At 68.0% G+C, this 11,979-nt stretch carries 9 protein-coding genes and 2 pseudogenes; 8 read left to right on the forward strand and 3 right to left on the reverse strand.

Annotation, left to right across the window (positions count from 1 at the left end; genetic code table 11):
• Nucleotides 1–105 precede the first annotated feature (105 nt).
• Entirely contained in the window at nt 106–3,210 is a 3,105-nt protein-coding gene (locus tag NS334_RS01930) for a TonB-dependent receptor (protein ID WP_058754297.1), read from the reverse strand.
• A gap of 916 nt (nt 3,211–4,126) precedes the next feature.
• On the opposite strand from NS334_RS01930, the gene NS334_RS01935 reads away from it, so the two are divergent.
• The gene (locus NS334_RS01935; protein WP_058754307.1) at nt 4,127–6,391 is read left to right on the forward strand and encodes a glycoside hydrolase family 3 N-terminal domain-containing protein; all 2,265 of its coding nucleotides are present in this window, start codon (nt 4,127–4,129) and stop codon (nt 6,389–6,391) included.
• A gap of 3 nt (nt 6,392–6,394) precedes the next feature.
• On the opposite strand, the gene NS334_RS01940 is transcribed toward NS334_RS01935, so the two are convergent.
• A complete protein-coding gene (locus tag NS334_RS01940) occupies nt 6,395–6,643 on the reverse strand; it encodes a hypothetical protein (RefSeq protein ID WP_058754298.1) in 249 nt (82 codons plus the stop codon).
• A 196-nt stretch (nt 6,644–6,839) separates the two neighbouring features.
• Entirely contained in the window at nt 6,840–7,844 is a 1,005-nt protein-coding gene (locus NS334_RS01945; RefSeq protein ID WP_058754299.1) for an AraC family transcriptional regulator, read from the reverse strand.
• Between the two features lie 231 nt (nt 7,845–8,075).
• On the opposite strand from NS334_RS01945, the gene NS334_RS18495 reads away from it, so the two are divergent.
• The 7 genes and pseudogenes from NS334_RS18495 (at nt 8,076) to NS334_RS01965 (ending at nt 11,744) form a co-directional block, all read left to right on the forward strand.
• Nucleotides 8,076–8,216 carry a hypothetical protein gene (locus NS334_RS18495; protein WP_193752973.1) on the forward strand — a complete coding sequence of 47 codons (141 nt, stop codon included), beginning with the start codon at nt 8,076–8,078 and terminating at the stop codon, nt 8,214–8,216.
• Nucleotides 8,213–8,758 carry a PEPxxWA-CTERM sorting domain-containing protein gene (locus NS334_RS17565; protein WP_083500197.1) on the forward strand — a complete coding sequence of 182 codons (546 nt, stop codon included), beginning with the start codon at nt 8,213–8,215 and terminating at the stop codon, nt 8,756–8,758. Before NS334_RS18495 ends, NS334_RS17565 begins: the two co-directional genes overlap by 4 nt.
• Nucleotides 8,759–8,827: 69 nt before the next feature.
• On the forward strand, nt 8,828–9,220 hold the full coding sequence (locus NS334_RS01950; RefSeq protein ID WP_058754300.1) for a nuclear transport factor 2 family protein: 393 nt from the start codon (nt 8,828–8,830) through the stop codon (nt 9,218–9,220).
• Nucleotides 9,221–9,318: 98 nt separating this feature from the next.
• Nucleotides 9,319–10,317 (forward strand): annotated as a pseudogene (locus NS334_RS01955) (hypothetical protein); the annotation flags it as partial.
• Nucleotides 10,318–10,335: 18 nt separating this feature from the next.
• Nucleotides 10,336–10,449: pseudogene (locus tag NS334_RS19385) on the forward strand (PEPxxWA-CTERM sorting domain-containing protein); the annotation flags it as partial.
• Between the two features lie 33 nt (nt 10,450–10,482).
• Nucleotides 10,483–11,106: a PEPxxWA-CTERM sorting domain-containing protein gene (locus NS334_RS01960; protein ID WP_058754302.1), complete on the forward strand. Its 624-nt coding sequence runs from the start codon at nt 10,483–10,485 to the stop codon at nt 11,104–11,106.
• A gap of 32 nt (nt 11,107–11,138) precedes the next feature.
• Nucleotides 11,139–11,744 (forward strand): PEPxxWA-CTERM sorting domain-containing protein, encoded by a 606-nt coding sequence (locus NS334_RS01965; protein WP_058754303.1) that lies wholly within the window; start codon nt 11,139–11,141, stop codon nt 11,742–11,744.
• The last annotated feature ends 235 nt before the right edge of the window (nt 11,745–11,979 follow it).

An 11,979-nucleotide genomic window follows, 5' to 3' on the forward strand; every position in this document is an offset into this window, starting at 1 on the left:
GCCCGCCCCCCTCCCCGCCCCGGCGACAGCCAGGCGTGGGGGAGAGGGTGTCCCTACCCACCCGTAACTCCGGCGCAGGCCGGGATGACGGGCAAGCCGCCATCCTCAGAAATTGAACCCCGCCGACAGCTTGATCGTGCGCGGCGGGTTGCCGCCGATGCTGTACGACGAGATTTCGCGATAGACGCTCGGCGTGCCGTCGGTGCGGCTGTCGTCGAGCGGGTTGTTGTTGAACTCGACGTAATTGCGGTCGTTCATCAGGTTGATGATGTCGACGCGGAAGCGCAGCCGCGTCTCCTCGCCGATGAACTTGAGCGGGATGTACTTGGTCGCCGCGAAGTCGAGCTGGCGCCGGCCCCAGCGCCCGCCGTTCGCGCGCCGGAACGATCCCACCACGTCGCGGCGGAACGGTTGCGACGTATCGAGGAACGCGACCTGGTACAGCGGGCTCTCGATCTGGAACTTCGCCGACAGCGTGATGCCCAGCGGCGTGTCGACGCTGCCCGCCGTCACGAAGCGATGGCGCGGCACGCCGGCCGAGCGGCGGAACGGATAATCGCCGATCTGCGCGTAATCGAGCGAGAAATTCTCGCCGAACTGCCGGTTTTCCTCCGCTTCGGTGAAGGTGTAGGTCGCGTCCAGGCTCCACGGCGAGTCCGCCGTATAGTTCTTCGTCACCTTGAAATACGCGCTGTCGGCGTTCGTCTCCAGCCCGTTGGTGCCCAGGATGATCGCGCCATAGCCCTGCGGCGAGAAGCCGAACGGCGCGCCCGGCGTGTCGGTGGTGCTGTTGGGATCGTCGTAGAAGAACGTGCCGTCGGTGCGGCGATTGCCCAGCAGCCACGCGAAGCCGTTGCGGCTGCTGACATGCTGATAGCCCGCCTCCAGCTGCACGCGCTCGACCCGGGTGCGCAGGCCCAGGCTGAACTGGTCCGAATAGGGCACCTTCAGGTCGTTGTTGATGAAGCGCAATTCCCGCCCGCCGCCCGTCGCGCCGCCCAGCAGCCGCTGCCGCCCCTCGGGCGTCAGATAGACCGGATCCCAGTCGATGCACGTCGACGACGGATTGGTGGTGCAATCCTCGGCCGCGATGCTGTTGGCGTTGCGGAACTGGAAGGTGCGGGTCGGGAACGCGCCGAAGCTCAGCTCCTGTTGCAGGAAGTCGAACTGGTTGCGGTCGTACGACCGGCCATAGCCGCCGAACACCGTGAACCGCCCGTCCTCGTCGAGCTTGTAGGTGAAGCCGATACGCGGCTGGAACGCGCCGGTGAACGCCTTCCGGTTGCGCCCGGTCGAGAGATAGTCGGCGATATTGTAATCGGCGCGCGCCAGGTTCGGATAATTGGCCGCCGACACCGCATCCAGGTTCGACTGCGGCGTCACGAAATCGAGGAACGCCGGCGTCCGCTCGTAATCCCAGCGCACGCCCAGGTTCAGCGTCAGCCGGCTCGACACGTCCCAATCGTCCTGGATGTACAGGCCGAGCTGGAAGTTGTTCGAATTGACGGTCGGCGTCCCGAATTCGCCCGGCGCGCCGAATTGCAGCCGGTACGGCACCGTGTTGTTGAACGACGTCTGCCCGAACAGATTGGCGTCATAGGTGAACAGCGGGTTGAGCAGATTCTGCTCGGTGGTGCGCAGCTTGATGAAGCGGGTCTTGAACCCGGCCTTGATCGTATGCCCCTCGAACCCGGTCCAGGTGAAATCGTCCTGGATCGTCCAGCCCTTCTGCCCCTTGTCCTGGAAATTGCCGCCCGCGCCGGTGCGGAACAGGTCGAAGCGGTTGACATTGCCGCCGTTGCGCAGCGTCGCCTGGAACAGCTGGCCGTTGCCGAACGTCGCCGGGGTCGGCGACCAGGTGACGTCCTCATAGGCGACGCGCAGGTCGTTGATCCAGCGGTCGGCGGTATGCTGCCAGCGCGCGAGGCCACGCCATTCCTTCACGCGGTTGTTGGTGCCGGTCGACACGGTGTTGAAGCCGTTGCCGAGCTGGAAGCCGCTTTCGTTGCGATACTTGCCCGACAGCTCGATCAGGTCGGCGTCGGTCGGCTCGACGTCGATCTTGCCGAAATACAGGTCTTCCCTGAAGTTGTTGTTGAACGCGCCGAACAGCGGCTGATATTGCGACGGCAGGCTGCTGATCGGCACGCCGTTATTGGGGTTCACGTCGACCGGGCGTTGCTGCCGCTTGCCTTCGTAGCTGCCGAAGAAATGCGCGACATCCTTGATGATCGGGCCGCCCAGCGCGATGCCGAACTGCTTGTCCTCGGTCCGCACCTTGGCGATCTTCGCCGGGAAGATCTCGGTCGGGCGCAGGTCGCGCAGCGACTGATCGGTATAGTCGAAGAAGCCCTCGCCGTGGAATTCGTTGGTGCCCGACTTCGTGCCCGCGACGATCGCGACCGAGCTGACCTGGTCGAATTCGGCCTTATAGTTCGACGACAGCACCTGATATTCGCCGATCGCCAGCTGCGGGAACGGATTGCCGGGGGTGGAATCCTGCCCGGTGATGCCGTTCTTGAGGACGTAATCCTTCTGGCTGATGCCGTCGATGAACACGTTGACGCTGTTCGATCGCTGCGCGCCGCCCTGGATCGCGACCTGCCCGTCGGCGCCCTGTTCGACCAGCCGGACGCCCGGCGCCAGATCGGCGAAGGCCAGGAAGTTGCGGTTGTTCTGCGGCAATTGCTCGATCAGCCGCTGCGTGACGGTGATCCCGACCGTACCGCCCGACAATTGCCGGATGCGGTTGGCGGTGACGATGATGTCGCCCGCCTCGCCCCCGGCCGGCGGCGCGGTGTCCGCGCCCGCCGTCTCGCCCTCGGCCGCATCGGTCGCGGGCGGCTGTGCGGGGGCCATGGTGGTGGTCAGGTCGATGTCCAGCCCGGCATTCTGCCCGACCTGCAGCGTGAACGTGTCGGACCGGCGCGCGCCCTTCTGCGTCTTGATCTCCAGCCGGTACGATCCGGCGCCGACCGACGCGAAATTGTAGCTGCCGTCCGCGCCCAGCGCGGTGGTGCGGCGGAAGCCGGTGTTGACCTCGACCAGCGCGACCTCCTGCACCGGATTGTCCGGCGTCGAGGTGATCTTGCCGCGCAGCGACGCCTGCCCGACCTGCGCCGTGGCCGGCGCGCTCCACGTCATGCCCGCGCCGACACCCGCCAGCATCGTCGCACCGGCCAGTGCCAGCCGGAAAGCCCGCTTTGTCATGATGTTCCGTCCCTGCCTGTTCTTTTGTCGCCCCCGCCCGCACGACCCGCGCCGCCCAGCCGAAGGCTGTCCCCAACGCGCGAGGAACAACATTGATCCCGTATCGTAACGGTCGCTTCATGGAGGTGTCATGGAGGGCCGACGGATGAGGCGGCGTCAGCACTCACCCGAAGGTCAACCGCACGGGCCGCAAGAGCCGCGAGGCGGTTGGCCGGCTGGGTGGCAAGCCGAAGGGACAGACAGGTTGGGATCTTGCCTGGCTGTATGGTCCGGCTTCTCATCCCGACCTTGTCCCGGCCTTCGATCCGGCTTTTGGTTGAATTTTGTTCCAGACAGGAATATATCGCCGTCTGCAAACGTCAGAAGGCTAACGCCTTGTGAGATCGGACCCCCGGCCATGCCAGTGGCCGGGGGTCAATCGTTTGGGGGCCGGGTGCCAGCCCGACCCCCGCCCGTGCCTACTTGGAGCGGGACACCTCGACGACCTTGAGAATCAAGGTCGCGAAGGCGAACAGCACGCCAAGAAACAGGCAGATTTGTGCAAACGTCATCTGCTTCTTCCCTAGAGGACGGCGCAATTGCCGCCGTCGCGGGATATGGCGAAGCGTACCAACGCGGGCAACCAACATTCACGCAACCGCCGGCAACCACCGGATCGGCCATGGAGAAGACAGGACAACGCGCCTGGTCTGTTCAACGACGACTTGCATTCGTTCGGGAATATCGACGCGGCATGCGTCCTTATCGGCAAGCCGCTGACGACACCATGGGAACACGCCCCTCGCCATCGCGCTGTCCGCAGGCGTAAGCGGACCCACGGGAACGACCGCCACGGCACCGCACGGGAACCCCGCCGGGGGTCGCCGCGCTGCCCGTCGCGACAGGACAGGACAGGACAGGAAAGGGAGTGGACACAGTGAACGGACAGGGCATTTCGCGGCGGGCATGGCTGGCGGGCGCGGGCGCGGCGGTGGCCTGGGCGGCCAGCCCGGCGCGCGCGCTGCTGGCGAACGCCGCCACGACCGCGCTGCCGCCGCAGGTGGAGGCGTTGATCGCGCGGATGACCGTCGTCGAGAAGGCCGGGCAGCTGACGCTGATGGCCGCCGCCTGGGCGGGCGGCGCGGCGGTGACGCTGAACCCGGCCGGCTCGGCCTCCAACTTCGACGCGCAGCTGCGCGCGACGCGGCGCGGCGAGCTGACCGGCGTGTTCAACGGCAATGGCGCGGAAATGGCGCGGCGGATGCAGACCGAGGCGGTGCGCCGCTCGCGGCTGAAGATCCCGCTGCTGTTCGCGGCCGACGTCATCCACGGCCTGCGCACCGTCTTCCCGGTGCCGCTGGCCGAGGCGGCGAGCTTCGACCCCGAACTGGTCCGCCGCACCGCGCGCGCCGCCGCGATCGAGGCGTCGGCATCGGGGATCGACTGGACCTTCGCGCCGATGGTCGACATCGCGCGCGACGCGCGCTGGGGGCGCGGCGTGGAGGGCGCGGGCGAGGACGTGCTGCTCGGCCGCCGCATCGCCGAGGCGCGGGTACAGGGCTTCCAGGGGCCGCGCGGCATCGACGCGCCGGATGCGGTCGCGGCCTGCGCCAAGCATTTCGTCGCCTATGGCGCGGGCGAGGGCGGGCTGGACTATAACAGCGTCGACGTGTCCGAGCGCACGTTGCGCGACGTCTATTTCCCGCCGTTCCAGGCGGCGTTCGCGGCCGGCGCGCCGACCGTGATGGCGTCGTTCAACGACCTGTCGGGGATTCCGGCTACCGCCAATCCGTGGCTGCTCGACACCGTGCTGCGCCGCGAATGGGGGTTCGGCGGGCTGGTCGTCTCCGACTATACCGGCGACGAGGAACTGATCGCGCACGGGCTGGCGGCGGATGCGCGCGACGCGACGAAGCTCGCCTTCCTCGCCGGGGTCGACATGTCGATGCAGAGCGGCTTCTACCTGAAATACCTGCCCGATCTGGTCGAAAAGGGCGAGGTGCCGATGGCGCGGCTCGACCAGGCGGTGCGGCGCGTGCTGGCGCTGAAGGTCGCGCTGGGGCTGTTCGACGATCCGTTCCGCCGCATCGATCCGGCGCGCGAAAAGGCGCGCATCCGCACGCCCGAGATGCTGGCGCTGGCGCGCGAGGCGGGCGCGCGTTCGATCGTGATGCTGAAGAACGAGCAGCGGCTGCTGCCTTTGCCGCGCAGCGGCAAGCGCATCGCGCTGATCGGTCCGTTCGCGGGCGGCGGCCATGACCTGATCGGCCCGTGGAACGTCTATGGCACCGATCGCGAGGCGGTCGACCTGGCGACGGCGGTGCGCGCGACCGTCACCGATCCGGCGGCCGTGACGATCGACGACGGCAGCGACATGGCGCGCGCGGTCGCGGCGGCGCGCGCGGCCGACGTGGTGGTGCTGGCGATCGGCGAGACGCAGGACATGTCGGGCGAGGCGCAGTCGCGCACCGCGATCGTCGTGCTCCCCGCGCAACAGGCGCTGGCCGAGGCGGTCGCCGCGACCGGCACGCCAATGGTCGTGCTGCTGCGCACCGGGCGCGCGCTGGCGCTGTCGGGCGCGGTGGTCGATGCGCGCGCGATCCTGGTGACGTGGTTCCTGGGGTCACAGGACGGGCCGGCGATCGCCGACGTGCTGTTCGGCGCGGTCTCGCCCTCGGCGCGGCTGCCGGTGTCCTTCCCGCGCGCGGCGGGCCAGGTGCCCTATTATTACGCGCACCGCAGCACCGGCCGCCCCAACCCACCGGGCGCGCCGCAACCGTTCAAGGCGCATTATCGCGAGGTGCCCAACAGCGCCTTGTTCCCGTTCGGCCACGGCCTGACCTATGGCGAGATCGCTTATTCGGGGCTGGAGCTCAGCGCGAAGACGCTGCGCGCGGGCGAGACGCTGACGGTGCGCGCGACCGTCGCCAACACCGGCCCCCGCGCGGCGGTGGAGGTGGTGCAGCTCTACGTCCACGACGTCGCGGCCAGCGTGACGCAGCCGGTGCGGCTGCTGAAGGGCTTCACCCGCGTCGCGCTGGCCCCCGGCGCGCGTCAGACGGTGACGTTCACGCTGACCCGCGACGACCTGCTGTTCACCGGCCGCGACCTGCGCCCGACCGTCGAGCCCGGCGCCTTCCGCGTCTGGGTCGCGCCGTCCGCCGAGGCCGAGGGGCTGGCGGGGACGTTCGTGCTGGCGTGACGCTCAGCGCCGCGACACCGCGCGCTGCGCCGGACAGATGCCCGCCAGGAAGCGCGGCATCAATCCGGTGCGGCGCAGCGCGGGCATATAGGCGGCGGCTTCGCACGACGCGCGGCTGCCCTCGGCGGCGTCGCACGATGCGATGCCGCCGTCCGCGGCGCGCGGCAGCGCCCGGTCCAGACGCCGGCGATCGGGCGCCGACAGCCGCGCCCTGAAATCGTCGAGCGATTGCAGGGTGTCGCCGGGCGTCATCGCGACGATGTCCGACGCCGCGCAGGCCGGCGCGGGATGGGCGGACGATGAAGGAGCGGATGGCGCCGCTAGTACCAAGGCAAGAGCGAACAGCACGACATTCTCCCGTGGCGATCGGCGCCGCGAGGGCGGCGGCGACCGCGATCGATCGTGGCGCGCTCCGCTTACATTTCGCTGACGGACCGCTGCCCGCCGCTCAGTCCGCGCGGACGGTCGCTTCCTTCAGCAGCGCCAGCCGCATCTCGGACGGCGACGTGCCGTAGATGCGCCGGAACAGCTTGGTGAAGTCCGACGCGCTGCCCCCGAAGCCGGCGCCGCGCGCCAGTTCCTGGATCGGCGCGTCGGGCGTGCTGCGCAGCAATTGCAGGAAGGTGCGCAGCCGGTGGTCGCGCAGATATGCCGCCACGGTCATGCCCTGGCCGGCGAAGGCGGTGTAGAGGCTGCTGCGCGACACGTTCAGCATGGTGGCGATCCGGGCGGTGGTCAGTTCCGGGTCGCTGCCCGTGGCGGCGACCAGCGTCTTCACGCGCGCGACCAGGTGCGATTTCGCCTCCGCCACGCTCGGCCCGGTCTGGCGGATCATCGCGAGCGCGACGTCGGCGGTGGTGGTCAGCGCCACGTCGAACGTCGCCGGCGAGACCGACCCCAGCGCGCCGACCATATAGCGCACCTGCAGGCCGAACAGCTCGGCCAGCTCGCTGTCGGTGAACACCTGTCCCGCGATCCCGCGCAGCCGCGCCGCGTCCACCGCCGCGACGACGGCGGGGCGCGGCACGAAGATCGCCACGACATGCGCGGGATAGTCGCGCATCACATGCGGCACCGCCGTGTCGAGCATGAACACGTCGCCGTCGCGCAGCCGCAGCAGCCGGCCGTCGGTTTCCACCTCCATCCGGCCATGGGTGATGAAACAGGCCAGCAATCCGTCCATGCTGTCGGCGTCGTCATCCTCCTTGCGCCGCCCGGTCTCGCCGGCGTTGCGCGACATCGAATGGAGGAACGCCGCCGTCGATCCGACGAACCAGCGCATCGTCGTGTTCACCGGCCCGCCGTCGAAACAGACCGGCGGGGTGCGGCGATAGAGGAAGGTCTCCTCCAGGTAATCGCGCACACCGGGCGTCGCCTGGGTGCTGTCGACCTCGGCCGCCTCGAAGCGCTTGGCCCGCCAGGGCCGGTACTGGTCCGGTTTGGGCGACGTCATCGCGCCATCATAGGCGGCTGATGTGCATCATGCATGAGGCAATCCGTCCAGCCGACAGGCATTTCGTCCAGTCCGGCGGCGGACGCGATCCCGCGCGCGTCTCGCGACAGGACGATTGAACGAATATCCCGTCGCGCCGGACGAATGGCCAAATGACACCGCCGTGCGCTCGCCGTTAAGGATGCGGCGTACCTGCTGGCGATCATCTTGCCGATGCGCCCGCGGACGGGCGTGAACCGTATCAGCTGCATCAAGGGGGGCGGACATGAAGACATTCCTGCTGCTGCGGTGCTGGCATCAGGCAAGGCCGCCGATGTTGACACCGCATCGCCGGTCCTAGCCTTTCTTGAAATTCTTCGGGGGATTACATGATAAAGCAGCTTTCTACGATGGCATCTGCCGCAGCGCTGATGCTTAGCGCGCCCGCGAACGCGGCATTAATCGAAAGAAGCTTTGTGGTGACCGGATTTTATTCTTCCGGGCCACTTTCCACGCTCAACATCGCAATCAACATATCCTTCGATAATTCGAAAGACATTGAAAGCACACGCAACGGATTTAGCGTTATTTCTGATTTACCCGATCACGATTTAAAGTATGCATACAGATCTCTAAATGATCTCCTATTGATTGGAACCAATGTTAGCCCGGCTGCCGCCGAAGTAAGTAGCGCCAAGAACGACCTTGCTTTTTTGATATTCGGCGCATCGACAGCGTCCGCAAGACCCTCGTCAATCAGCTATTCCACATCTTCGGGCAAAATCTATAATTCTGGTAGCGTAAAACTTGTCAGCACGGATTTGACCTCGGCCGTTCCCGAACCCGCCACCTGGGCGATGATGATCCTCGGCTTCGGCATGGTCGGCGCTGCCGCGCGCCGTCGTCGTCAGCACGTCGGCGTCTCGTTCTCCTGACCTGATCGCCATCGGTCCGTCGCGCGGGCCGATGGCGATCGCGCGTCCCATCACGTGGAGAGATTGGCCATGACCAACATCGACATCATCAAGGCGCTGTACGCCGGCTTCGCGGCGGGCGACATGCCCGCGATCCTCGCCGACATGGCGCCCGACATCGCCTGGACCGAGGCGGAGGGCTATCCCTATGCCGGCACCTTCCACGGGCCGCAGGCGATCGTCGACGGCGTGTTCATCCGGCTGGCGACCGAATGGGACGGCTATCAGGCGATCCCCGACCGCTATGTCGGCGAGGGCGACGACGTGATCGCGCTCGGCCATTACAGCGGCACGTACAAGGCCACCGGCAAGGCGTTCCGCGCGCCGTTCGTCCATGCCTGGACGCTGCGGGGCGGCCGGATCGTGCGCTTCGTCCAATATGTCGACACCGTGCTGGTGCAGCGCGCGCTTCAGGGCGACTGACCGCGCCGCGTCCGAAAACCGGCCATCGCCGCACAAGACCGTCCCCCGCGTCGGGGGTCGATGAAGCAACACATTCGGGGGGAAATATCATGAGGTTCATGCCCGTCGCGCTGGCCGCGACCCTGCTCGCCGCCGCGCCGGCCAGCGCGGCGAGCTACATCGTGACCGACCTGGGCGACCTGCCCGGCGGGTCCGCCGTCAGCATTGCCACCGGCATCAACGACGCCGGCCAGGTGGTGGGGTTCAGCAGCGCGGCGACGGGCTACCGCGCGTTCCTGTGGAGCGCCGCCACGGGCATGCGGGACCTGGGCGACCTGCCCGGCGGATATGACGCCAGCTCCGCCACGGGCATCAACGACGCCGGCCAGGTGGTGGGTACCAGCAGCGCGGCGACCGGCAGCCGCGGGTTCCTGTGGAGCGCCGCCACGGGGATGCGGGACCTGGGCGACCTGCCGGGCGGGGGCGATTACAGCATTGCCAACGGCATCAACGACGCTGGCCAGATCGTGGGGTACAGCAGCACGGCGACGGGCACCCGCGCGTTCCTGTGGAGCGCCGCCACGGGCATGCAGAAGCTGGACGACCTGCCCGGCGGGGACGATCGCAGCTATGCCACCGGCATCAACGACGCCGGCCAGGTGGTGGGCACCAGCGCCGCGGCGACGGGCAACCGCGCGTTCCTGTGGAGCGCCACCGCGGGCATGCAGAAGCTGGACGACCTGCCCGGCGGACGCGATTACAGCGCTGCCACCGGCATCAACGGCGCCGGCCAGGTGGTGGGTTCCAGCGACGCGGCGACCGGCACCCGCGCGTTCCTGTGGAGCGCCACCACGGGGATGCAGGACCTGGGCGACCTGCCCGGCGGACGCGACTACAGCTTTGCCAGCGGCATCAACGACGCCGGCCAGATCGTGGGCAACAGCGACGCGGCGACCGGCACCCACGCGTTCCTGTGGAGCGCCACCGCCGGCATGCAGGACCTGAACGACCTGATCGACACGGCGGCGGGCTTCACCCTCGCCGAGGCGCGCGGCATCAACGCCAGCGGCCAGATCGTGGGTTATGGCAGCAACGCCGCCGGCCAGAAGCGCGCCTTTCTGCTGACGCCGACCGCCGCGGCGGTGCCCGAACCCGCCACCTGGGCGATGATGCTCCTCGGCTTCGGCGTGGTCGGCGGGGCGATGCGACGTCGCGCGGCGGCCACCCCCACGACGGTCCGCATCGCCTGACACGAACCCGTTCGATCCTTCAGGAGATATATCATGAAGCTCATGCCCGTCGCGCTGGCCGCGACCCTGTCCATCGCCGCGCCCGCGCAGGCGGCGACGATCGTCGATACCGGAACGCCGACCGGCGGAGGGTACACGATCGCGCTCAACCCCAAGCAGAAGCTCGCCGGGCGCTTCTCGCTGATGTCGGCCACCGTGTTGACCGACATCCAGGGTTACATCGGATCGTCCACCAATACGGAAATCCTCACGATCGCGATCAGCCGGGGGACCGACACTCCTGGCGACGTCCTCTATTCGGGCACGGTCACTTCGGCGACGGCACCATCGTTCCAGGGCCTGAGCGGTCTGGACTGGATGCTGGATGCGGGAGACTATTGGGTATCGTTTGCGAGTTCCGGCTACAGTTTCATGGTTTCCGGCGCACCGCAGCCGCTGGCGCAAGGGGCCTATTGGACAGTGGATGCATGGCATCCCAAGGGGATCTGGGTTCCCCAGGACGGAAGCGCCAGTCCGATCGGCGTCCGCATGTCGGGCGTGGCGGCGGCCGTCCCCGAATCCGCCACCTGGGCGATGATGCTTCTCGGCTTCGGCATGGTCGGCGCTGCCGTGCGGCGTCGCGCGACGACGACGCGCGCGACGATCCGCATCGCCTGACCCGACCCGCTCGATCCTTCAGGAGACATATCATGAAGCTCATGCCCGTCGCGCTCGCCGCGACCCTGTCCATCGCCGCGCCGGCGCAGGCGGCGACGATCGTCGATACCGGAACGCCGACCCAGACATACACCGGGTCAGCGCTCGATAGCGACCAGTCGCTTGCCGGGCGCTTCTCGCTGACGTCCGCCACCATGCTGACCGACATTCAGGGATACATACGTTCCTTTCGCAGTTCGGGGATCCTCACGATCGCGATCAACCGGGGCGGCAACCTCCCTGGCAGCGTCCTGTATTCGGGTACGGTCGCCGCGACGCAGGGTACATCGTTTCAGGGCCTGAGCAATCTGAACTGGATGCTGGATGCCGGCGACTATTGGGTGTCGTTCGCGAATTCCGGCTCCGGCATGATGTCGCGTGGTGCTCCCAACCCGCTGTCCGTGGCGGCGTACTGGAAACCGGGCCAAGGCTGGAACAGTATCTACGATCCCAGCAGGTCGATCGGCGTCCGCATTTCGGGCGTGCCGGCGGCGGTGCCCGAACCCGCCACCTGGGCGATGATGCTCCTCGGCTTCGGCATGGTCGGCGCTGCCGTGCGGCGTCGCCGTCCGGTCGTCGCGACGGTGCGGGTCGGGTAACCGCGTCCGGCCGGGCGACGCGAAACGTCGTCGGTCGATCGGCCGGCGGCGCTTCCGCCTTCGCCCGGGAACGCGGCGCGCCGCGCTGTCCTACACGCCCCCGCCCGCGGTATGGTCGCCGCCATGCCGCATCGCCGCCGCGCCCGCCCTGTCGCCGCTCGTTCCCGCGCGGCGCACGCGACGGGGCGTTTCCGATCCGCACGTGGTGTGAACTTTGTGAACTTCCGCGCGCCCG

Origin of the sequence: Sphingomonas endophytica (assembly GCF_001476895.1) — a bacterium.
Taxonomy (GTDB): Bacteria; Pseudomonadota; Alphaproteobacteria; order Sphingomonadales; family Sphingomonadaceae; genus Sphingomonas; species Sphingomonas endophytica_A.